This window comes from Cellulosimicrobium sp. NPDC030954 (genome assembly GCF_055571305.1).
The window spans coordinates 33,298-54,174 of sequence record NZ_JBVIFN010000004.1; the positions used below are offsets into that span (position 1 = coordinate 33,298).

The window sequence follows — 20,877 nt, forward strand, 5'->3', positions numbered from 1 at the left end:
CATCGTCGGCATCGTCGGCATCGTCGGCATCGTCGGCATCGTCGGCATCGTCGGCATCGTCGGCATCGTCGGCATCGTCGGCATCGTCGGCATCGACGACATCGACGACATCGACGTCTCGTACTACGCCGGCAAGCTCGCGCAGGAGCGAGTGGTCGCTTCCGGACCGGTCCCATGGACCATCGCCCGAGCGGGGCAGTTTCACGAGTTTGCCGGGCAGCTTCTCACGGGCATGAAGGGGCCGATCGCCATCATGCCCAGATGCCTGACGCGCCCTGTCGCCGTGCGCGACGTTGCTGAGGACGGCCATCAGCACGACGTGCTGCGCCGTCACCTGGCGGAGGGGCAGGGGGGCGATCTCTTCCACGGCGCGCTCGCCGGACTTCTCCTGGCGCCCCGTTCGGAGTCTTTGCACTTCTACGGCGCACCGGGCGCCGAGCTGATGAAGGCCGAGGTCGTCGCAACCGAGCTGACGGCGGCCAGCCACGGGTACGCGGCGGACGACCACCGCGTGGACGGCGTGGCGTCGATCCGCGCCACGAGCGCGAGATGCGGGCGGACCGCGGACCGGGAAGCCGCACTGGTTCGAGCGCTGGAGACGGGCACCGCCGAGGAGCCGTCCGGATCGTAACCGATTCGTCTCCAGCTATCTGTATACAAGTGTCCAGCGGGTGTGGCCCGATGGCAAGGTGACGACGACGCCGGACCTGCGCCCCGCCGTCGGGCAGGCCACGACGGCCCCGGCGACGCGGGCCTGGCCCGCCGTCAGTCGGTGCCCGTGCGGTGTACGACGTGCTGCGGGGCTGCATCGTCGATGCTTTTGCTTGCACCCGACGCCCGGCTCATCGAACAGGTGCACTCCGCGGAGCTCGGGGTCTCGCGCACCCCGTGCGCGAGGCGCTGCGGCTGCTGCAGGCGGAGGCGCTCGTCGCGGAGCGGCCGACCGGGAGTGCGGGTATCGTGTGTTGACAGTTCAGTGCGACCGTTCGAGGCACAGGACCTCAGGGCCCACTGAAGTCGCAACGGTGCTCGTCGTGTCGTGTCGGCACTGTTCATGGCAGGTTCGAGGGCTTCTTCGAACCCAGTACCGCCCACCGAGCTCGAGGCCCGGAGCCGCATGGTCCCGGGCTTTCGTCGTCCGCGGACCGCGCGTCGTGCTGGCTTGGTGGCCGTGCCGACGCGCTAGCCTGGGACCCGCACGACGACGCACCGTCGTCGTCCGACGAGGGCCCGGCGCCGCCGCTGAAAGGCGCCTCACGATGAACGACCACACCTGGGGAGCTCCCGTACCGCGCCGATGAGCGGCGCCAAGTCCACGCCGCGCGAGTTGCGCCGCGCCCGCCGGTCGTCCCGGCACGGTTGCTGGGGATACCTGGTCGTCGCGCCGTTGTGGGTCGCGTACGACGCCAACCTCGGAACCCTCCTGCGCACGTGCGACGCCGTGGGGGCGTGTCTCGCCGTGCCGCGCACGCCGCACTACCGGCGGGCGGCGCTCGCCGTGGGCGACACGCTCAAGGGACGACGTCTGTGCCTCCACTGGGTCGCGCCGTCGAAGGAGGGGTGGCTCGACGCCGAGCAGGCCGCCGGGAAGCGGCTCGTCGCCGTCGAGCTCGCCGAGGGCGCGACGCCGCTGCCGCGGCTCGGTCCGGCGCGGGAGCCGACGGTGCTGCTGCTCGGGCACGAGCGGCACGGCGTGCCGGACGACGTCCTCGCGCGCGTCGACGAGTGCGTCGAGATCCCGATGGCGGGCTGGGGCGCGAGCCTCAACGTCGCGGTCGCGGGCAGCCTGGTGCTGTACCGCCTGGCGGGCCTGGCGTGAGAGCCCGGGCGTGCGGTGCGAGCGGCGGGGAGGGCTCCTAGGGTTCCGAGCATGTCGAGCAGGGGGTCGTACGTCCTGGCGTCCGTGTCACGCGCGGTGCGCACCGTCGAGCTGGTCGCCGAGTCGGGGGCGATGCGCCTGGCCGAGCTGGCGTCGTGTCTCGGCGTGAGCCGCCCGGGGGCCTTCCGCATCGCGCAGACCCTCGTCGCGCACCGCTGGCTCGTCCAGGGCACGGACCGCCGTTACCGGATCGGACCCGCCGTGCGGGCCCTCCCCGTAGACCCGGGACCGGGTCCGGCGGAGGGTTCGGCGCGGCGTCCGGGACGCTCGACCGACGCCTGAGGAGCCGAGGTCGTCTCGCCATCTGAGCGGTAGCGTCGGCGGGAGCGGGTGAATGTTCGCGACAAATCGCTCGTGCATGCCGGAGATAGCGTCGATACCGGACGAAGCGGCCAGTTCTGGACAGATGTCCAGCCTGCGAGCCGCCGGGGTGCCGGGCAGGCTGCCCGCATGCTCTGGGTGACGGTCGGTTGGGTACTGGTCGTCCTCGGCGCAGCGACCGCGATCGTCCCCGCGGGACGTGCCCGTCGCCGTGGCGCGACGGGCGCCGAGGGCCTCGCCATCGGGTGCGGCGGAGGCCTCGCGCTGTGGGGAGCGGTCGTGGTGGTGGTCGTCACGGTGCTCCAACGACCCTGACGGCAGCCGGTCCCCCTCCTTGTGCAGGGGGCAGGGAGGTGGACCGGTCACCCGCGCAGGGCGGCGACGAGCCGCCGCGCGTCGGCCTCGATGCGGTCGAGCACGCGGCGGTAGACGTCCTCCGACCGTCCGTAGGGGTCCTCGACGTCCGGGGCGTCGCGCTCCAGGTCGAGGCTCGCGCGCGCCCGGGGCGCGGCGGCGGCGACGTCGGCGAGCCGGGCTGCGTCGTCCGCCCCGGGTGCGCCCGTTCCCAGCCGTTCCGCGATCGATACGAGCTCCGTGACGAGGAAGGTCCGCCGGAGCGCCGACGGCGCCAGCTCGAGCACCGCGGCCCGGTGCCGGCGCGTCATCGTGAGCACGAGGTCCCCGGAGCGGACCAGGTCCTCGGTGAGCGAGCGGGCGACGAAGCCCGACGGGTCGAGGCCGCGGTCCGACAGGAGACGGGCCATGACGGGCGCGACGGGTGCGCCGACCACGGCGCCCGTCCCGGCGCTGGCCACGACCACGGAGTCGTCCAGCGCGGCACCGAGCACGAGCTGTGCCGCAGGCGACCGGCAGATGTTGCCGGTGCAGACGACGAGGACGGAGAGCACGCTTCAGACCTCCTGGCGACCGTGGGTCTGGGTAATGTAGCGCGAGCGGCGGCCCGCACCGGAGCCGTCGCGTCGGGGGCGAGTCGCGGGGGGCGGCATGGTGCACGACGGGTGGGGCCCACGGTGGGCAGGCGCCGCGACGCTGGTCGCGCCCTCCGCACGACCGGAGCCAGGACGAGGTCGTCCTGCGGCACGGCGACCGTCCCGCCGAGCGCCTTCTCCGGGGCGGCGCAGGCGCGTCGCCGTGGCCGGCGGGATCGCCCTCGTGGTAGCGCTGGCGTGGTCCGTGTGGCTGGTCACGGACGTCCTGCGCGCGCGTGCCGCGCTCGAGGACGTGGCCGCCACCCTGCCCGCCCTGCAGGAGCAGGTGCGGACGGGGCGGGACGCCGGCGCGGCGATCGACGACGTCCGTCGGTCCGCACGCGTCGCGGCGTCCGCGACGCACGGCCCGCACTGGACGGTCGCCCGCGCGCTGCCGTTCGTCGGCGACGACGCGCGAGCCCTCGGGGAGGCCACCGGCGCCGTCGACCGGGTCGCTCAGGACGCCCTCCCGCGCCTCGCGGACGCCGTCGCCGTCGCGTCCCCGTCGGCCCTCGCGCCGACCGCCGGCGCCGTCGACCTGGGGCCTCTCCGCGCGGCGCGCGACGACGTCGTCGCCGCGGACCGCGCGGTCGTGGCGTCGTACGAGACCGTCGCGGGCATCGACACCTCCACCCTCGTGAGCCCGCTGGCCGCCGCGGTGGACGACCTGCGCGAGCAGCTCGGCGGCGTCGCCTCCCAGACGGCGACCGCCGCACGCGCGGTCCAGCTCGTCCCGCCGATGCTCGGCGCCGACGGCGTGCGGGACTACCTCGTGCTCGTCCAGAACAACGCCGAGCCGCGCGCGACGGGCGGGATCGCTGGCTCGGTGCTCCACCTCCGGGCGGAGTCGGGCGCCGTCGAGCTCGTGGAGGTCCGTCCGGGCAGCGCGCTCGGTGCGTTCCCGGAGAGCGTGGTCGACCTGAGCGGCTCCGAGGCCGCGCTGTTCGGCGACGACCTCGGCAGGTACATGCTCAACGTCACGTCCACCCCCGACTTCCCGCGCGCCGCACGCGTGGCGCGCGAAGCCTGGCTGCGGCAGACGGGTGCGGAGGTCGACGGCGTGGTCGCCGTCGACCCCGTGGCCCTCGCGGGGGTGCTCGGCGGCGTCGGGCCGGTCGAGGTCGCGACGCCGGGCGGCGGGACGCTCCGGCTCACGACGCAGGACGCGGCCGCCTACCTGCTCCACGGCGTCTACGTCGACCACGCGGACCCGGCGGAGCAGGACGCCGTGCTGGCCGTGGTCGCCCGCGAGGTGCTCGGCTCGCTGACCACGGGGGAGGGGGACGCCGCGGCGCTCGTCGACGCGCTCGCCGGGTCGGCCCGGGACGGTCGTCTGCTCGTGTGGTCCGCCCGGGCCGCGGAGCAGGACCTCCTGGCCGGCACGGTCCTCTCTGGCGAGCTCGAGGGCCGCCGCACCGATCCCGCGGGCGGCCCGACGTCTCCCGTCGTCGGGGTCTACCTCAACGCGACGACCGCGTCCAAGACCGGCTACTACCTCGACTCCACCGTGGCGGTCGACGACGTGACGTGCCGTCCCGACGGCTCGCAGGCCTTCACGGTGCACGTGACGCTCGCCTCCACGCTCACCCGCGCGGAGGCGGCAGAGCTGCCCGAGTACGTCCTCGGAGCCGGAGGGGACGGCACGATACGGACCAACCTGCTCGTCTACGCGCCGCAGGGCGGAGGGATCCGCGGGGCGTCGTCGGGCGAGGGCGAGCCCGGGCTCTTCGCCCAGGTGCACGACGGGCTCGTCGTCGGAGCGCGGTCGGTCGCGCTCGCGCCGGGGGAGTCCGCGACGTACGAGTACGAGGTCGTCAGCGGCAAGAACCAGCGAGGCAGTGTTTCGGTGAGGAAAACTCCAGGTGCCAGGAACGAGACGACGGCCCTCCCGGCTGTCGGGTGCGGCACGGGTGTGTTCTCCTGAGGGAGCACGGCGGGGGCACGTGCGACGACCGACGTCCGTGACGTCGGCGGACCGGAGGTCCCCGCGCCCGACGACGAAGGCAGGGGGCCTTTGACATGAAGCTTCGACGCGCAGCGACCACGCTGCTCCTCGCCGCGGCGCTCGCCGCGGCACCGGCCGTCGCGTCCGCCTACGAGGCGGACGAGTACGAGGTCGGCGTCTCCACCGCGACGCCCGAGGTCGGCGAGACGTTCACCGTCACGGTGGGCGGACCGGCCGGGAACCCGACGATCACGCTGACGATCTCGTCGCCCGACGTCCCGGACGGCGCCATCTCGATCGCCGGGACGAAGGCGCTGACCAAGGACACCGTCGACGGCTTCGCGTCGTTCGCGGTGACGCTCTCCGAGCCGGGGACCTTCTCCCTGGTGGCGACCGACGCGGACGGGACCGTGCTGTCGAGCCAGCAGATCGTCTCCGTCCCCGCCTCCGACGGGGCCGGTGGCACGGGCTCGGGCGGCGACTCGGCCGACGGCGCGGGCGACGGGACCTCGGGCGGCCTCGCCGAGACCGGGTCCGACGACGTGCTGCTGCTCGGCGGCGCCGTCCTGCTCGTCGCGGGTGGCGCGACGGCCGTCCTGGTCGCGCGCAGCCGACGCCGCTCGGCGGGGACCAAGGCCTGAGCCGGGCACCCGTCCTCGACGACGGGTGCAGCGCACGCACACCGGTCGCCCGGCGACCGGCCGCCGCCGTGACGACGACGTCCGGACCTGCGGCGGAGAGCTCGGCAGACCGTCGGTGACGGCGGCGTCCGGCACGCCCTGAGGGGCGGTCGCGCGCCGGCGGACCGTCGGGGCTGCGTCCACGGACGTCGCAGGGGGCACCATGACGTTGGAGAAGGATCACGAGGTCGACACCGTCGATCTCGAACGGACGGGACGGCCGGTCACGACGCCGTCCTTCGACACCGGACAGCTCGTCCGGATCGCCCTCGGCGCCTATCGGCGCCCGGGCTGGAAGCCGCGGCTCGCGCGGCGCGTCGCCGCCGTCGACGCGCTCGCGGTGGGCGCCGCCATCGCGACGGCGTACCTCGTCCGGTTCGACGGGATCGGCGGGACCGTCCTGGACGCCCGGTACGTCGCCATCTCGGCCGGCCTGCTCGCGGTCTGGTGGTGCGCGCTGCGGGCGGCGTTCTCGCGCGACAGCCGGAGCCTGGGCTCCGGTGCGCCCGAGTACGCGCGCGTCGTCAACACGACGATCGCGGTGTTCGGGGTGGTCGCGATCGCGGCGTACCTCGTCCGGTACGACCTGGCCCGGGGGTACGTCGCCGTCGCGCTGCCCGTCGGGCTCGTGCTCCTCCTGCTGGGGCGGTGGGCGGTGCGGCGCCGACTGGTCCGCCTGCGCCGGCGCGGCCGCTGCCGGTCGCGGACGCTCGTCGTCGGCGGTCGGGACGGAGCCGCCCACCTCGTGGAGAGGCTGCAAGAGGCGGCGGACAGCGGCTACCAGGTCGTCGGCGCGTGCGTCCCGGGAGGCGCGGTCGAGCCGCACGAGACGGTGGCGGGCGTGCCGGTGGTCGGCGGGGTCGGTGACACCGCGCGCCTCGTCGAGCCGCTGCGGGCCGACACCGTGATGGTCACGGGGTCCGACCTCGTGACGCCCCGGACCGTCAAGCGGCTCGCGTGGGACCTCGAGCCGTGGGGGGCGGACCTCGTCCTCGCGCCCGCGCTGACCGACGTGGCGGGACCACGCATCCGGACCCGGCCGGTGGCGGGGCTGCCGCTCCTGCACGTCGAGGCGCCCGGGTACTCCGGCCCCCAGCACGTGCTCAAGCGCGCGTTCGACGTGGTCGGCGCGCTCGGCCTCCTCGTGCTCTTCTGCGTCCCGCTCCTCGTGACGGCGCTCGCGGTGCGGCTCACGAGCCGCGGTCCGGTCCTGTTCGCGCAGGAGCGCGTCGGGCTGCGCGGCGAGCCGTTCACCGTCCTCAAGTTCCGCTCGATGGTCGTCGACGCGGAGTCCCGGCTCGAGGACGTCCTCGGCGCGGGCAACGTCGGCGTGTTCTACAAGCCCAAGCAGGATCCCCGGGTCACCCGGGTGGGTGCTTTCATCCGCCGCTACTCGATCGACGAGCTCCCGCAGCTCTTCAACGTGCTCGGGGGCTCGATGAGCCTCGTCGGACCTCGTCCGCAGGTCTCGCTCGAGGTCGACCAGTACGACGACGAGATCGGCCGGCGGCTGCTGGTCAAGCCCGGGCTCACCGGTCTGTGGCAGGTCTCGGGCCGCAACAACCTCACGCTCGAGGAGAGCGTGCGGCTGGACCTGTACTACGTCGAGAACTGGACCGTGACCGGGGACCTCCTCATCCTGCTGCGGACGCTGCGGGCGGTGGTGGGGCGTGACGGTGCGTACTAGGCCGAGGGTGGCGATCACCCAGCCCTACGTCCCGGCGTACCGGGAGCACCTGTTCGCTCTGGTCGTGGAGGGGCTCGACGAGCGCGGGGTCGACGCGCACGTCTTCTACGGGGGCGACCTCGAGCAGATGCGGCGCCGTCGCCGACGGGGCGACATGGTCGAGGCGGCCTGGGCCACCGAGGTGCCCGTGCGCGTGGTGCGCGTGGGCCCCGGAGGGCGGCACCTGGTCCGTCGCGTGGTCCCGACGGAGTGGCGTGACGCGGTGCTCGTCACGGAGATGCAGGCGGGCAACCTCGACGCACTGGCGGCCGCCCTGCGCGGGAGGCCGTACGTGACCTGGGGCCACGGCGCCTCCTACACCGCCGACGAGGTGAAGCTCGCAGGGCGCTGGGAGGCCTGGCTGAACCGTCGCGCGCGGCACGTCCTGACGTACACCGAGGCAGGACGTCGTCACGTCCTGGAGACGGCACGGGTCCCGGCGGACCGCGTCACGTCGTTCGGCAACAGCACCGACACGCGCACGCTGCGGCGCGAGCGGGCCGCCCTCGACGATCGGGACCTGGTCGCCTACCGCGACGCCGTCGGGCTGCCGGGGGATGCCCGCGCCGCGCTCCTGCTGGGGGCGCTCAACGCGCACAAGCTGCCGGACCTCGTCGTCGGGACCGTGCGCGAGGCCCTGCGTCGGGACCCCGACGTCTGGCTCCTCGTGGCGGGCGACGGACCCGCTCGGCGGGTCTTCGAGGACCTGGCCGCCGAGACGGGCCGCGTCGTGGTACTGGGGCAGGTCGACGCACGGGGGACCGCGCGTGCCGCCGCGGTGTCGCGGCTGCTGCTGAACCCTGGTCGGGTGGGGCTCGTCGCGGTCGACGCCCTCGCGCTCGGGCTGCCCGTCCTGACCAGCGACGTCGGTCGCCACGCCCCGGAGATCGAGTACCTCACCGAGGGGTCCGACCTCTTCACCGTGCCCGGGACGCCGTCGGACCTCGCCGCCGCGTGGCTGCGCCTCGCCGCGACGGACCGTCCGGCGGGGGCCACGGGCGAGGTGCCGTCGACGGAGGCAGCCGCCGAACGGATCGTGCGGTCGGTGCACGAGGTCGTGAAGGAGGCGGCATGAGGGTCGTCCACTACTACGCGCGGTTCCTGGCCCACCCGTCCGGCGTGACCGACTCCGTCGAGAACTGGGTGCGCCAGGCGCGCCGCGCGGGATACGAGGCGGTGGTGCTGTGCGCGAGCGTGCCGGCACCGCGAGAGGTGCCGGAGGACCTGCGGGGGAGCGTGCGCACCGTCACGCACCTCGGGCGGGGACGCACGAGCTGGGTACCGACGGGCCTGGCGAGCGAGGTGCGGCCCGGGGACGTCGTCTACCTGCACGAGGGCTGGGTCGTGAGCAACGTCGTCGCGGCGCGGAGCGCCCGGGCGCGCGGCGCGGTCGTGGTGCTCATGCCGCACGGCGTGTACGAGCCGGGCATCACGTCGCGCCTGCGTGACGTGGCCGGCGCCCGGCGGGCCGCCGAGGCGTCCGTCGTGCGCCGCGTCGACTGGCTGCACGTGTTCTACCCGTCCGAGCGCCGCCTCGCGGACGACGTCGCGCGCGGCCGGACCGCGCCGGCGCTCGTGCTGCCCAACGGCGCACCGGCGCCCGAGGAGGTCCCTCGCTGGGTCGGAGCGGGTGACTACTTCCTCTGGATGGGTCGCTACGACCCCGACCACAAGGGGATCGACAACCTGCTGCGCCGCTGGGCCGAGCTCCCGGCGCCGCGTCCGCGCCTCGTGCTCGCGGGACCCGACTTCCGGGGTGGTCGCGAGCGGACCGCCCGACTGGTCCACGAGCTCGGCCTCGACGGGACCGTCGATCTGCGCGGCAACGCGCGCGGGGAGGAGAAGTGGCTGCTCATCACGGGCTGCCGCGCCTACCTGCACCCCTCTCGCTGGGAGTCGTGCAGCATCACGCTGCTCGAGATGCTCGCCGCCGGGGTCCCGACCGTCGTCTCGTCGACGATCCACGCGGCGGGACCGCTGCGGTCTGCGGGCGCGGCCGTCGTCGCCGACTTCGCCCGCCCCACCGGTCTGCTGGGGCCGCTCGACGAGGTCGACGGGAACCGCGACCTCGGCCGCCGCGCCCGGGAGTGGACGGAGGGCTCCGCCACGTGGGAGCGGGTGGGCGCGGATTACCGCGGCTGGCTGAGCAGCCTCGAGGAAGGAGCGGTCCGATGATCGTGGTGGTGGACCCGGGAGCGGCGTCGACGAACGTCGGCGACCGGATCATCTCGGAGGCCGTCGACGCGGAGCTCGTCGCGCCGCTGCGCGAGCGGGGCACCGAGGTCGAGCTCGTGCCGATGCACGGGAGGCTCGACGCGACCCATCGCGCGGCCCTGCGCGGCGCCCGGTCGGTGGTCGTGTGCGGGACGAACCTGCTCTCCGACCACATGCGCTTCCGTCGCGCGTGGCACTGGCCCGCCGCCGACGTCGACCTGTGCCGGGGGCGGCTGACGTTCCTCGGCGTCGGCTGGTGGCAGTACCAGCGTGCGGGGATCGACCCGGCCTCGGGGGCGTGGCTGCGGTCCCTGGCCGGGGACGTGCCCTGGGCCGTGCGCGACGAGTACTCGCTCGCGAAGCTGCGGCGAGCGCGCGTGCCCGCGGTGCACACGAGCTGCCCGACGCTGTGGGGCGTGGAGAAGCAGACGCTCCCGTCCGACGAACGGCGCGTCGTGGTGACGTTCACCGACTACAGCCAGGACCCGCTGGCCGACCGGAGGCTCGTGCGGGCGCTCGCCGAACGCTTCGACGAGGTGCTCTTCTGGCCCCAGGGCCCCGGCGACCGCGAGTACGTCGACGGTCTCCGGGCCGGCACGGGCACGATGCTCGGCCCGCGCCTCGAGGACTTCGACGCGGTGCTCGACGCGCCGGGGACGGCGTACGTGGGGCTCCGGCTCCACGGCGGCATCCGAGCGATGCAGCGGGGCGTGCCCACCCTCGTGCTGTCGATCGACAACCGCGCGCGGGAGATCGCGCGGTCGGTCGGCCTGCGAGCGCCCTCGCGCCACGCGGCACGGCGCTACCAGGAGGACCTGCGCTCGGGCGAGGTGGTCCGCATCGACGTCCCGCGGGACGCCGTCGACTCCTGGCGCCGCCGCTGGGGGATCGAGCGATGACGCGCGGACGACCGGAGGCGACGGCCGTGCTCGACGGGCCGGGGCGGACCGTCGCGGACTGCGACCCTGTGGCCGACTTCGTGCTCGTCACCGACGAGCGGGCGTGGCACGAGGCAGCCCGTGCCGGCCTGGACCCCGTGGCCACGCACCTGCGGTTCAGCGTCACGGACCGCCGATCCGACGCAGCGGCTCGCCTCGGGCGGTTCGTCATGCCCTGGCGCTGGCGCCGGACCATCCTCAACGCCGGCATCGGGGTCGTGTACTGGAGGCGGGGTGCCCCGCTGGCGCCCCGGTTGGGCGCGCTGCTCGCAGGAAGCCGGGTCGTGAGGCTCGACGCATGACGCCTCCCGACGTGCTACGGCGGTCCCTCGCGGTCCCGGCGGCCCTGACCCGGCCGCTCGTCCTCTCGCAGGCCGCGGCCAGCGCGGCGGGTGCAGCGGTCGTCCTCCTGGGTGCCTGGCACATGGAGCCGGACGAGTTCGCGAGCTTCAGCCTGGCTCTCCTCGTGCTGAACGTCGGGACGGGGCTGGTGCGGAGCGGGCTCTTCCAGCCCGCGCTCATCGAGCGGCGGACGGACCCCCACGCCGTCGTCCCCCTTCGCTACGTCGCCGCCGCCGCGGGGACGGTCGTCGTGCTCGTCGCGGCGGCGGACCTCGCCGTGACCGTGCTCGGCGTGGGCGGCGCGACGCTGCTGGGAGTCCTCAGCGTCGCGCCGGTCGTCCAGGACTGGCTGCGGTTTCGTTGCATCGGCCAGGGACGCAACGGGGCGGTTGCGGTCTCGGACGGTATCCGTCTCCTGCTCGTGCCCGCCGTCCTCGTCGTCGCCGGTACGGCGCAGCCGCTCGTCGCCTTCTACGCGGTGTGGTGCGCAGGCTACGCCGTGGCGGCGGTCCCGCTCGCGCTGGCGGCACACCGCGTGCCCCGCTTCTCGCGGTACTCGGTGTACGGGACGCGGGCTCGCTCCCAGGCGTGGGAGTTCCTCGTCGCCCAGCTCGCCACGACGGTCCCGCTCCTCGTGCTCGGCGCGCTCTCCGTGAGCGCGAGCGTCGGCGCGTTCCGGCTGAGCCAGACGCTCTACGGTCCGGTGAACGTGCTCTTCGCGGCCGTCGCGCTGAACCTGCTCTCGGACGCGGTCAGCGAGACCGGCCGGCCCGACGACGCCACGCTCGTCCGGCGCGGACGGCGCCTCGGCCTGCTGTCCGCGGGCGGGGCGACCGCGCTCGGCGCGGTGCTCGTGCTCGTCGCCGCGGCGGGGGCGGTCCAGCCGTCCGGCATCGAGCGCGGGGAGCTCGTCGTCGCGCTCGCGGCGGTCGGCTGCTTCGCAGCCTGCGGCGGGCTCGTGGGACCGCACCTCGTCGTCATGCGGATCTTCAAGGCGCAGTCCGTCGTGACGCGCGCGCGGGTCGGCATGGTCGCGGTGACCTGGTGCGGGTTCGTGATCGGATATCTGGTCGGAGGGCCATTCGTGAGCCTCGTCCTGGGATTCGTCCTCGGAGGGATCGGATATGTCGTCTTCTTCCTTCCCGCGGCGGCGCGGACCTATCACGCGGCGGCCCTGTGAAGCGTGAATACGGTGCGGCCTCGTGGTCATTGCGCGGTCCATATTTCTGTCCGGGACGGAGAGGGCACGGAGCGCGTCGAGAGGGCAGGGCGCGCGTCGTCTCCCGGCGCCGGCACCTCGCGCAGTTCGAGATCGAGGTGAGCGGTGCGTCGCGCACTCCCGGCGTGCCGTCGCGGCTCGGCGGGGCGGCGTCGTCGGCGGCCCCGCGGGTGGTCCGGGTGGCGGCGGAGAGATGGGCAGGGGATGACTGATGCATGACCAGTTCTCGGTGACCGAGGAATCGGTGGGGGTCGTCCCGCCAGGAGTGGGACGAGTCGCCGGCCGCCCTCCGGGCGGGCGCGCCCGCAGGGCGGCGAGAGCTCCCCGCGACGTCGAGGTCGTCCACGAGGGTCGCGACGGGTCGCGCGACCCCGTGCTGGCTCTCGCGCGGGTGCTCCTGTACGGCGGTCTCGTCCTCGTGTCGCTCATGGTGCTGCGGGTGGGCGGCGGCATCACGGTGGGAGACGTCGTCCTCCTGGCCAGTCTCGCGCTGTGCCTCGCGGCCATAGGCCGACAGCCCACGCCGCATCCGTACGGCGCCTGGGCGTTGCCCGCCGCGGTGCTGCTGGTGGTCGGGGGCTGCCTCGCGACGGCGGGCTCTCCCGCGCCGACCGAGAGCCTCGTCAGCCTCGTCCGCGTGCTGTACGTCGCGCTCGTTCTCCCGTGGCAGCTCGCGGTCCTCCTCGACGACGAGCGGCGGCTGCGGCGGGGCCTCGTCGCGTTCGGCGTCGGGGCGGCTGCGTGCTCGCTGGGGACGCTCGTGCAGTTCGCGCTCGGCCCGGGCGCGATCCCCGGAGGGGTCGTCACGACCGCAGGCCGCTACACGGGGTTCACCGGCCACGTCAGCGACACCGGTGCCATCGCGTCGCTCGCGGTCGTCATCGGCCTGTCCGGGCTGACGCGCGGCCTGGGAGGGCTCCAGCGTCTCCTGCTCGTGGGCACCGCTCTCTCGGGAGTCGTGGGTCTCGTGCTCAGCGGCAGCGTGAGCGGCATGCTGGCGGCCGTCCTCGGCAGCACCGCCCTCCTTCTCCTGCGCGGCATCCCTGTCGGGCGAGTCGCCGTCGCGGCCGTCATCGCCGGTGCGGCGCTCTGGTTCGCGGGCGGCGTGCTCGGCGAGACGCAAGGCGCGCTGCGGCCGGCGGAACGGGTCGCGCAGGTCCTCGGGCTGTCGGGCGGCGACGCGTCGCTCAACACCTCGGCGTCCCGGTGGGACACGATCGTCCTCGGGTGGCGGGGCTTCCTGCAGGACCCGGTCAGCGGGGCCGGTCTCGACGCCCGGTCCTCTCTCGTCGTCGACACGCTGGGGGTGCACAGCCTGCCCGTCGCGGCGCTCTACCAGGGGGGCGTCCTGTTCGCGGCGGGCCTGCTCGGCTGTCTCGTGGTGGCGGCGCTGCGCGCCGCGCGGGCCGTGCCCCGGACGGCGCTCCAGGCCCGCGTGTACGCGGTCGGCGTCACGGCGCTCGCGTTCAGCGCGACCGCGCCGAGCATGTACAACCGCTACCTCTGGGTGCCGGTCGCTCTCGTCGCCGCCGCGGTCGCGCTGGGGCCGGGCGTCGGTGCAGGCCGAGGTGTCCGGGGTGCCGTGGCTCAGCGGGCGTAGGCGCGCTCCAGCGCGTCCGCGACCGCGCCCATCGAGTAGTCCCTCCGGACGAGGTCGCGCGCGCGGCGGCCCGCGTCCTGGGCGAGACGGGGGTCGTCGAGGAATCGTGCCACCGCGGCGGCGAGATCGTCGACGCCCTCGCCCACGACCTCGCCCGCCGCGGCGCGCGCGACCGGTTCCGCGAGCCCGCACGTGCGCGTCACGACGACGGGGACCCCGCACGACATCGCCTCGAGGACGCTCATGGGGAACGGCTCGTCGACGGACGGCAGGACGTAGAGCGACGCGCGCGCGAGCCGGGCCGTCGTGCGCTCGGGAGGCAGCGCCCCCTCCCAGACGACCCGCCCGCGGACGCCCGCCGGGAGTGCCGCGATCCGGTCGCGCACCGCGGCGCCCTCGCCCTCGTCCGGACCGACGATCCGGAACCGGGCCTCGGGGAACCGCGGCGCGAGACGGGCCGCGGCGTCGACGAAGGCGACGGGCCGCTTACGGGGGTGCAGGCGGGCGAGGAACAGCACCTCGGGATGGTGGTCGGGGGGCTGCGGGTCGCTCGTCCCGCCCGCCGGCACGCCGTTGACGAGCCGCTGGATGCTGACTCCCGGGCCGAACAGCGTGCGGAGGCCGCCCTCCTCGACGGGGGTGAGGGCGAAGCTCGTCGACGCGCGAGCCATGACGCGGCGCGTGAGGACCGCGTCGAGGGGCGCCGCGAGCGGGTGCGGGGACGGCATCACCATGCCGTGCGTCTGCGTGACGTAGGGCTTGCCCGACCGGGCCCAGGCGACCGCCGCCGGCAGGGTGACGAGGTCGCGCGCCAGATGGACGTGCGCGACGTCGGCACGAGCCCCGCAGGCCCGGATCCACCGCACCATCGAGGGTGCGGCGAGCCCCGCGAACCCCGCGCCCGGCGCGGCCCGGACGGCGGGGAACGTCACGACCGGCACGCCGTCCCACGTCGTCGGGAGCTCGTCGAAACCTGCCGCAGCGGCGACGAGGATCGCGTCGTGACCTCGTGCACGCAGCGCCCGGATCTGGTTGGTCGCGACGCGGACGGGACCCCCGTACGCGCCGTCGGGGGTGAGGAGCGTGGCCACGTGCAGGACCCGCAGGCGTCGGCCGGCCATCTCAGAACCGCGTCCGGTCCGAGAGCGACCGGCCGTCCCAGACACGGCCGTCGGGCACGTCGCCGCGCACGACCGACCCAGGTGTGACGAGCGCCGAGCGCCCGATCCGCGTACCGCCGAGGACGACGCACCGTGCGGTGACCCACGCCCCGGGGCCGACGTGCACGGGGGCCGTCACGAGCCCCATGTCGGTGCGGTGCCGGTGGCTCCCCGTGGTGAGGAACGTGTCCTGCGAGAGCACGGCGTCGTGCCCGATCCAGACATGGTCCTGGTTATGGATCCACACCCCTTCACCGATCCAGCAGTTTGCCTCCACGTGAAGGTTCCATGGGAAGCGGACACGCGTGCGCGGGCGGAAGACGACCCCGGCTCCGATGTCGGCGCCGAAGGCGCGCAGCACCGCGACGCGCAGGCGCGAGCTGAACTGCCAGGGGTTCGACACGAACAGGATCTCGGCGGCGCCCCACAGGTAGACGAGCGCACTCGGACGCCCCCAGGACGTCCTTTCCCCGGGCGCCTCGGCGAGCGGGATCACGCGGATTTCCTGGCGCATTCTCTGCGATGTCATCTGCCCCCCAGCGAATCGGCCCGAACGTCGTTATCGTACGTGCGTGAGCATCTCGGGAATGCGCGTCCTGGTGATCGGCGCCAACTACGCACCTGAACCTACCGGAAATGCGCCCTACACGTCGGCGCTGAGCCGCGCCCTGGCTGCTCGCGGGGCGCGGGTGAGCGTACTCACGACCTTTCCGCACTACCCGGAGTGGCGTGTCCGTGCGGGCTACCGCGGGTGGTCCCGCCGGGAACGGGTCGACGGCGTCGAGGTGCTCCGTCTGCGCCACTACGTACCCCGGTCGCCCAGCTCCGTGCGCCGCCTCCTCGCCGAGCTGAGCTTTGGGGTGCGGTCTGCGACGACGCGCTGGCCCGACACCGACGTCGTCCTGCTCGTCTCACCGTCGCTCTTCGCGGCGGCCGTCGCGATGCTGCGGCTCCGCACCGGGTGTGCGCGCAGGGCGGCGCGCGCCGACGCGCCGGGCGTCGTGCTCTGGACCCAGGACCTCTACTCGCTCGGTGTCGAGGAGACCGGGGCGGCCTCGGGCCGCGTGGCCCGCCTCGTGGGTGCCGTCGAGCGCTGCGTCGCGCGCGGTGCGGACGCGGTGGTGGCGATCCACGAGCGCTTCGCGCGTCATCTGGGCGAGTCCCTCCGGGTCGATGCCGCCGCGCTGCGCGTCGTACGCAACTGGACGCACCTCGCGCCCGACGCGGTGCTCCCGGACCGCGCGACCGTACGCGCCGCCCACGGGTGGGGAGACGACGAGACGGTCGTGCTCCACGCCGGCAACCAGGGGGTGAAGCAAGGTCTCGAGAACGTCGTCGAGGCGGCGCGTCTGGCAGACGCGCAGGGTGCGCGGGTGCGGTTCGTGCTCCTGGGCGACGGGAGCCGTCGAGCCGCGCTCGAGTCGGCCGGGCGCGGGGTGCTCCGCCTGCAGTTCGTCGACCCCCTGCCCGACGCGGAGTTCCGCGCCGCGCTCGCGGCCTCCGACGTGCTGCTCGTCAACGAGCTCGCGGGACTCGCCGAGATGTCCGTGCCGAGCAAGCTCACGTCCTATTTCGACGCGGCCCGGCCCGTGCTCGCGGCGTCGTCCGAGGGCTCGACGACGGCGGCCGAGCTGCGCGCGTCCGGCGGCGGCGTCCGCGTCGACCCGCAGGACCCGCAGGCGCTCGTCGACGCGGTGCGGGCGCTCGCGGCCGACCCGGGTCGTCGCGACCGTCTGGGATCGGCGGGCCGCCGCTACCGCGACGAGACGCTCACGGAGGACGCCGCGGTCGACGCGTTCGCGACGGTCCTCCGGCAGCACGCACGCGGCCCGCGGGGGACCCGGGCCAGGGCCACCACCGCAGGCACCACCACGACACCAGGAGCGACCGCGACCGCGGGTGTCGTGCCGCCCGACGGCGCGGCGCGCGTCCCGGGCGTCGCACGTACCTAACCACCGACGGCAGCGCCGCTGCACGACTCAGGGGGAAGCATGAAGAAGGCACTGATCTCGGGGATCACGGGGCAGGACGGCTCGTACCTCGCGGAGCTCCTGCTCCGCAAGGGGTACGAGGTGCACGGGCTGATCCGCCGCGCCTCGACGTTCAACACGGCGCGGATCGACCACCTCTACCAGGACCCGCACGAGGAGGACGCGCGGCTCTTCCTGCACTACGCGGACCTGTCCGACGGCGCGCGCCTCGTGTCGCTCATCGCGCAGATCTGCCCGGACGAGGTCTACAACCTCGCGGCGCAGTCTCACGTGCGGGTCTCGTTCGACGAGCCCGAGCACACGGCGGACACCACCGGGACGGGGGCGATCCGCCTGCTCGAGGCGGTGCGCCTGGCGGGCGTGGAGACGCGCTACTACCAGGCGTCGTCGTCCGAGCTCTACGGCGCCACCCCGCCGCCGCAGAACGAGACGACGCCGTTCCACCCGCGGTCGCCCTACGCGGCGGCCAAGCTCTACGCGTACTGGATCACGAAGAACTACCGCGAGGCCTACGACATGTTCGCGGTCAACGGGATCCTCTTCAACCACGAGAGCCCGCGCCGCGGCGAGACGTTCGTGACCCGCAAGATCACGCGCGCCGTGGCGGCCATCCAGGCCGGTCGTCAGGAGCACCTGTACCTGGGCAACCTCGACGCGGTTCGTGACTGGGGGTACGCGGCCGAGTACGTCGAGGGCATGTGGCGGATGCTGCAGGCCGAGCGGCCGGACGACTACGTCCTCGCCACGGGGATCGGGCTGTCGGTGCGCGACTTCCTCCAGGAGGCGTTCGCCCACGCGGGGCTCGACTGGGAGCGGCACGTGCGGTTCGACGAGCGCTACCTGCGTCCGACGGAGGTCGACGCCCTCGTCGGCGACCCCAGCCGGGCGCACGCCGACCTCGGGTGGAAGCCGACCGTCGACGGGCGCGAGCTCGCGCGCATCATGGTCGACGCGGACGTCGAGGCCCTGAGCCACGCCGGGTCGCCGTGGATCGACCGGGTCGCGCTCGCGACGTGGGACGCGGCATGACGACGCCCGACGAGCGCGACCTCGTCCGCCACGAACCCGCGCCGCTCGACCGGGACGCCGTCTTCTACGTCGCCGGCCACCGCGGCCTGGTCGGCTCGGCGATCTGGCGCCGGCTGGAACGGGCGGGGTTCTCCCGGCTCGTGGGACGGACCTCCGCGGAGCTCGACCTCACCGACCGCGATGCGGTGCACGACTTCTTCCGTGCCCACCGCCCGCGCTACGTCGTCCTCGCGGCCGCGAAGGTCGGTGGGATCATGGCGAACGCGGCGTACCCGGTCGACTTCCTCAGCGAGAACGTCCGCATCCAGGTGAACGTCCTCGACGCCGCGCGGACGTCCGAGGTCGAGCGGCTGCTGTTCCTGGGCTCGTCGTGCATCTACCCGCGGCTCGCGCCGCAGCCCATCGTCGAGGACGCGCTGCTGACGGGGCCCCTCGAACCGACCAACGACGCCTACGCGATCGCGAAGATCACCGGCATCCTGCAGGTCCAGGCGGTCCGCCGCCAGGACGGGCTGCCGTGGATCTCGGCCATGCCGACGAACCTCTACGGACCCGGCGACAACTTCTCGCCGACCGGGTCGCACGTGCTGCCCGCGCTGATCCGGCGCTACGACGAGGCCGTGCGGACCGGCGCCCGGGAGGTGACGAACTGGGGGACGGGGTCGCCACGGCGAGAGCTCCTGCACAGCGACGACATGGCCGACGCGTGCCTGCACCTCCTGGAGCACTACGACGGCCCCGTCCAGGTCAACGTCGGCACCGGGCAGGACGTCACCGTCCGCGAGCTCGCCGAGACGGTCGCCGACGTCGTCGGGTACGACGGCGCGACGCGCTGGGACACGTCGCGGCCGGACGGCACGCCGCAGAAGCTGCTCGACGTGTCCCGGCTGCGCGCGAGCGGCTGGGAGGCGAGGACGGGGCTGCGCGAGGGGATCGAGCGGACCGTGGCGTGGTACCGCGAGCAGGCCGGGCGGGTCCGCGCGTGACCCCGGTGCGGGCGGAGGCGCCCAGGCTCGCGACGTGCGGTGCCCTGTGCGAGATTGAGGCGGTCGTGGGTGGACGCTCAGGGGGAGCGGCCCGGTGAGGGGGACGACGATGGAGCTCAGGGACTACCTCGTCCTGCTGCGCAAGAGGTGGGTCACGATCGTGGTCGCCGGGGTGCTCGGGCTGGCGCTCGCGGGCGCGTACTCGCTCCTGACGACGCCGACGTACTCCGCCCGGTCGCAGGTGTACGTGTCCGTGCAGGGCTCCGACTCCACGACGGACCTGCTGCAGGGGTCGAACTTCACCGTGCGCCAGGTCAAGTCGTACATCGAGCTCGTGACGAGCCCGCGCGTCCTGGACCCCGTGATCGAGGAGCTGGGGCTCGCGGACGACGCCGGGTCCCTCGCGCAGCGCGTCCACGCGGACTCGCCGCTCGACACGGCGCTCATCAACGTCACCGCGACCGACGAGTCGCCGCAGCTCGCCGCCGAGATCGCGAACGCGACGGCCCGGTCGCTCGCAGCGGTCGTGGGGGAGCTCGAGACCCCGGTCGGGGGCGGCGACTCGCCCGTGCAGATCAGCACGGTCCGCGCGGCATCGGTGCCGACCTCCGCCGCGTCGCCGAACGTCCGGCTGAACCTGGCGCTGGGGCTCGTCGTCGGCCTCGTGCTCGGCGTCTCGGTGGCGGTCGTGCGCGAGCTCCTGGACACGCGCGTCCGGTCCACGTCGGACGTCGAGGACGTGACGGACGCCCCGGTGCTGGGCGTCGTCGGGTACGACGAGGAGGCGCCGGAGCACCCGCTCATCGTCCAGGAGTCGCCCCAGGCCGTCCGGGCGGAGGCCTTCCGCAGGCTGCGCACAAACCTGCAGTTCCTCGAGCTCGGCCCGGCCGCGCGCACGTACCTCATGACGTCGGCGCTCCCGGGCGAGGGCAAGACCACCACCAGCATCAACCTGGCCATCACGCTCGCGGACGCGGGCCAGCGCGTCGTCCTCGTCGACGCGGACCTCCGGCGGCCGTCGGTCGCCCGGTACCTGGGGGTCGAGGGCTCGGTCGGGCTGACGACGGTCCTCATCGGGAAGGTGGGCATCGAGGACGCCGTGCAGCCGTGGGGCAACGCCAACCTCGACGTCATCGCCTCCGGGCAGATCCCGCCGAACCCGAGCGAGCTCCTCGGGGCGGCCCCGATGACGCAGCTCCTGGACCGGCTGCGGGCCGACTACGACGTGATCGTGATCGACACGCCCCCGCTCCTCCCGGTCACCGACGCGGCGATCCTCGCGAAGGGGGTCGGCGGCGCGATCGTCGTGGTCGGCGCCGGCACCGTGCACCGGAACCAGCTGGAGACCGCGCTCTCCGCCCTGGGCACCGTGGGTGTCCCCCGGCTGGGGATCGTCGTCAACCGCGTGCCGGTGCGGGGCCCCGGTGCGGGCGCGTACGAGTACGCCTACCAGGAGTACACCGCGGACGAGCCTGGCGCGTCCGCGGGCACGACGCGCCGCGGGGCCCGGGGTCGCGCGGGCGGGGCGCGTCGGCACGCGCGTCGGCCGTCGCCGCAGGGCGCCACCGCGTCGGCCGTCCCGGGTGCGTGGGCGCGCGTCGGCGCCGAGGAGTCGGGACGGGTCGCCCCGTCCGACGGTGCGGCAGGCGGTGCGGCAGACAGTGCGGCACCGGACGCCGCACGAGGGGACCGGGACGCCGCGGACGAGCCGGCGGTCTCGGTCGGCCGTCGCGTCCGTGCGGGGACCTTCGACGAGGTGGTGCTGCCGAGCGAGCGGCAGTGAGGAGGGCGGCGCTGCCCCGGTTCGCCGGTCGCACGCAGCGCCGCGGACGGGACGCCGGGTGGCCGGCGGCGACGA

At 74.4% G+C, this 20,877-nt stretch carries 19 protein-coding genes and 1 pseudogene; 17 read left to right on the forward strand and 3 right to left on the reverse strand.

Features of this window, described 5'->3' with window-relative positions; all coding sequences use genetic code 11:
* The 4 genes and pseudogenes from ACZ402_RS09910 to ACZ402_RS09925 all read left to right on the forward strand — a co-directional run.
* Positions 1–631, forward strand: a pseudogene (locus ACZ402_RS09910) (hypothetical protein); the annotation flags it as partial.
* Positions 632–1,297: 666 nt separating this feature from the next.
* Complete coding sequence (locus tag ACZ402_RS09915; protein ID WP_375823521.1) at positions 1,298–1,819, forward strand: TrmH family RNA methyltransferase; 522 nt, start codon at positions 1,298–1,300, stop codon at positions 1,817–1,819.
* A gap of 51 nt (positions 1,820–1,870) precedes the next feature.
* Entirely contained in the window at positions 1,871–2,161 is a 291-nt protein-coding gene (locus ACZ402_RS09920; protein ID WP_253049218.1) for a helix-turn-helix domain-containing protein, read from the forward strand.
* A 168-nt stretch (positions 2,162–2,329) separates the two neighbouring features.
* Complete coding sequence (locus tag ACZ402_RS09925; protein ID WP_375823522.1) at positions 2,330–2,515, forward strand: hypothetical protein; 186 nt, start codon at positions 2,330–2,332, stop codon at positions 2,513–2,515.
* 47 nt (positions 2,516–2,562) lie between these two features.
* Here the strand turns inward: ACZ402_RS09925 and ACZ402_RS09930 are convergent, their stop codons facing one another.
* Positions 2,563–3,108, reverse strand: coding sequence for an arsenate reductase/protein-tyrosine-phosphatase family protein (locus ACZ402_RS09930; protein ID WP_375823523.1), 546 nt, complete (start codon positions 3,106–3,108; stop codon positions 2,563–2,565).
* A gap of 244 nt (positions 3,109–3,352) precedes the next feature.
* Here ACZ402_RS09930 and ACZ402_RS09935 point away from each other — a divergent pair, with 244 nt between their 5' ends.
* The 9 genes from ACZ402_RS09935 to ACZ402_RS09975 all read left to right on the forward strand — a co-directional run bounded on the left by ACZ402_RS09935 (position 3,353) and on the right by ACZ402_RS09975 (position 13,853).
* Entirely contained in the window at positions 3,353–5,113 is a 1,761-nt protein-coding gene (locus ACZ402_RS09935) for a DUF4012 domain-containing protein (protein WP_375823524.1), read from the forward strand.
* A gap of 95 nt (positions 5,114–5,208) precedes the next feature.
* A complete protein-coding gene (locus ACZ402_RS09940; protein WP_375823525.1) occupies positions 5,209–5,775 on the forward strand; it encodes a peptidase in 567 nt (188 codons plus the stop codon).
* Positions 5,776–5,977: 202 nt separating this feature from the next.
* Positions 5,978–7,501: a sugar transferase gene (locus ACZ402_RS09945; RefSeq protein WP_375823526.1), complete on the forward strand. Its 1,524-nt coding sequence runs from the start codon at positions 5,978–5,980 to the stop codon at positions 7,499–7,501.
* A gap of 7 nt (positions 7,502–7,508) precedes the next feature.
* The gene (locus ACZ402_RS09950) at positions 7,509–8,615 is read left to right on the forward strand and encodes a glycosyltransferase (protein WP_375823527.1); all 1,107 of its coding nucleotides are present in this window, start codon (positions 7,509–7,511) and stop codon (positions 8,613–8,615) included.
* Positions 8,612–9,715 (forward strand): glycosyltransferase family 4 protein, encoded by a 1,104-nt coding sequence (locus ACZ402_RS09955; protein ID WP_375823528.1) that lies wholly within the window; start codon positions 8,612–8,614, stop codon positions 9,713–9,715. Before ACZ402_RS09950 ends, ACZ402_RS09955 begins: the two co-directional genes overlap by 4 nt.
* Positions 9,712–10,653, forward strand: a complete 942-nt coding sequence (locus tag ACZ402_RS09960) for a polysaccharide pyruvyl transferase family protein (RefSeq protein ID WP_253049233.1) — start codon at positions 9,712–9,714, stop codon at positions 10,651–10,653. Before ACZ402_RS09955 ends, ACZ402_RS09960 begins: the two co-directional genes overlap by 4 nt.
* The gene (locus ACZ402_RS09965; protein WP_375823529.1) at positions 10,650–10,994 is read left to right on the forward strand and encodes a hypothetical protein; all 345 of its coding nucleotides are present in this window, start codon (positions 10,650–10,652) and stop codon (positions 10,992–10,994) included. The genes ACZ402_RS09960 and ACZ402_RS09965 overlap by 4 nt, the downstream gene beginning before the upstream one ends.
* Positions 10,991–12,214, forward strand: a complete 1,224-nt coding sequence (locus tag ACZ402_RS09970) for a hypothetical protein (protein WP_375823530.1) — start codon at positions 10,991–10,993, stop codon at positions 12,212–12,214. Before ACZ402_RS09965 ends, ACZ402_RS09970 begins: the two co-directional genes overlap by 4 nt.
* A 250-nt stretch (positions 12,215–12,464) precedes the next feature.
* Entirely contained in the window at positions 12,465–13,853 is a 1,389-nt protein-coding gene (locus ACZ402_RS09975; protein WP_375823531.1) for a hypothetical protein, read from the forward strand.
* Here the strand turns inward: ACZ402_RS09975 and ACZ402_RS09980 are convergent.
* Together ACZ402_RS09980 and ACZ402_RS09985 are read right to left on the reverse strand one after the other, a co-directional pair.
* Positions 13,841–14,974 carry a glycosyltransferase gene (locus tag ACZ402_RS09980; protein ID WP_375823532.1) on the reverse strand — a complete coding sequence of 378 codons (1,134 nt, stop codon included), beginning with the start codon at positions 14,972–14,974 and terminating at the stop codon, positions 13,841–13,843. The two genes, ACZ402_RS09975 and ACZ402_RS09980, sit on opposite strands and share 13 nt — an antisense overlap.
* Before the next feature lies 1 nt (position 14,975).
* Positions 14,976–15,509: an LbetaH domain-containing protein gene (locus ACZ402_RS09985; RefSeq protein WP_375823533.1), complete on the reverse strand. Its 534-nt coding sequence runs from the start codon at positions 15,507–15,509 to the stop codon at positions 14,976–14,978.
* A gap of 76 nt (positions 15,510–15,585) precedes the next feature.
* Between ACZ402_RS09985 and ACZ402_RS09990 the strand changes: the two genes are divergently transcribed.
* The 4 genes from ACZ402_RS09990 (at position 15,586) to ACZ402_RS10005 (ending at position 20,802) form a co-directional block, all read left to right on the forward strand.
* Positions 15,586–16,965, forward strand: a complete 1,380-nt coding sequence (locus ACZ402_RS09990; protein WP_375823534.1) for a glycosyltransferase — start codon at positions 15,586–15,588, stop codon at positions 16,963–16,965.
* Positions 16,966–17,004: 39 nt separating this feature from the next.
* Positions 17,005–18,033 carry a GDP-mannose 4,6-dehydratase gene (gmd, locus tag ACZ402_RS09995; protein ID WP_375823535.1) on the forward strand — a complete coding sequence of 343 codons (1,029 nt, stop codon included), beginning with the start codon at positions 17,005–17,007 and terminating at the stop codon, positions 18,031–18,033.
* Entirely contained in the window at positions 18,030–19,019 is a 990-nt protein-coding gene (locus tag ACZ402_RS10000) for a GDP-L-fucose synthase family protein (RefSeq protein ID WP_375823536.1), read from the forward strand. The genes gmd and ACZ402_RS10000 overlap by 4 nt, the downstream gene beginning before the upstream one ends.
* Before the next feature lie 109 nt (positions 19,020–19,128).
* A complete protein-coding gene (locus tag ACZ402_RS10005) occupies positions 19,129–20,802 on the forward strand; it encodes a tyrosine-protein kinase domain-containing protein (RefSeq protein ID WP_375823537.1) in 1,674 nt (557 codons plus the stop codon).
* Positions 20,803–20,877 lie beyond the last annotated feature (75 nt).

Bases quoted from the DNA above. Each gene is read 5' to 3' on its own strand.
- ACZ402_RS09945 (WP_375823526.1), top strand. From the start codon at position 5,978: ATGACGTTGGAGAAGGATCACGAGGTCGACACCGTCGATCTCGAACGG.
- ACZ402_RS09920 (WP_253049218.1), top strand. From the start codon at position 1,871: ATGTCGAGCAGGGGGTCGTACGTCCTGGCGTCCGTGTCACGCGCGGTG.
- ACZ402_RS10000 (WP_375823536.1), top strand. From the start codon at position 18,030: ATGACGACGCCCGACGAGCGCGACCTCGTCCGCCACGAACCCGCGCCG.
- ACZ402_RS10005 (WP_375823537.1), top strand. From the start codon at position 19,129: ATGGAGCTCAGGGACTACCTCGTCCTGCTGCGCAAGAGGTGGGTCACG.
- ACZ402_RS09955 (WP_375823528.1), top strand. From the start codon at position 8,612: ATGAGGGTCGTCCACTACTACGCGCGGTTCCTGGCCCACCCGTCCGGC.
- gmd (WP_375823535.1), top strand. From the start codon at position 17,005: ATGAAGAAGGCACTGATCTCGGGGATCACGGGGCAGGACGGCTCGTAC.
- ACZ402_RS09915 (WP_375823521.1), top strand. From the start codon at position 1,298: ATGAGCGGCGCCAAGTCCACGCCGCGCGAGTTGCGCCGCGCCCGCCGG.
- ACZ402_RS09940 (WP_375823525.1), top strand. From the start codon at position 5,209: ATGAAGCTTCGACGCGCAGCGACCACGCTGCTCCTCGCCGCGGCGCTC.
- ACZ402_RS09980 (WP_375823532.1), bottom strand. From the start codon at position 14,974: ATGGCCGGCCGACGCCTGCGGGTCCTGCACGTGGCCACGCTCCTCACC.
- ACZ402_RS09975 (WP_375823531.1), top strand. From the start codon at position 12,465: ATGCATGACCAGTTCTCGGTGACCGAGGAATCGGTGGGGGTCGTCCCG.
- ACZ402_RS09960 (WP_253049233.1), top strand. From the start codon at position 9,712: ATGATCGTGGTGGTGGACCCGGGAGCGGCGTCGACGAACGTCGGCGAC.
- ACZ402_RS09965 (WP_375823529.1), top strand. From the start codon at position 10,650: ATGACGCGCGGACGACCGGAGGCGACGGCCGTGCTCGACGGGCCGGGG.
- ACZ402_RS09925 (WP_375823522.1), top strand. From the start codon at position 2,330: ATGCTCTGGGTGACGGTCGGTTGGGTACTGGTCGTCCTCGGCGCAGCG.
- ACZ402_RS09970 (WP_375823530.1), top strand. From the start codon at position 10,991: ATGACGCCTCCCGACGTGCTACGGCGGTCCCTCGCGGTCCCGGCGGCC.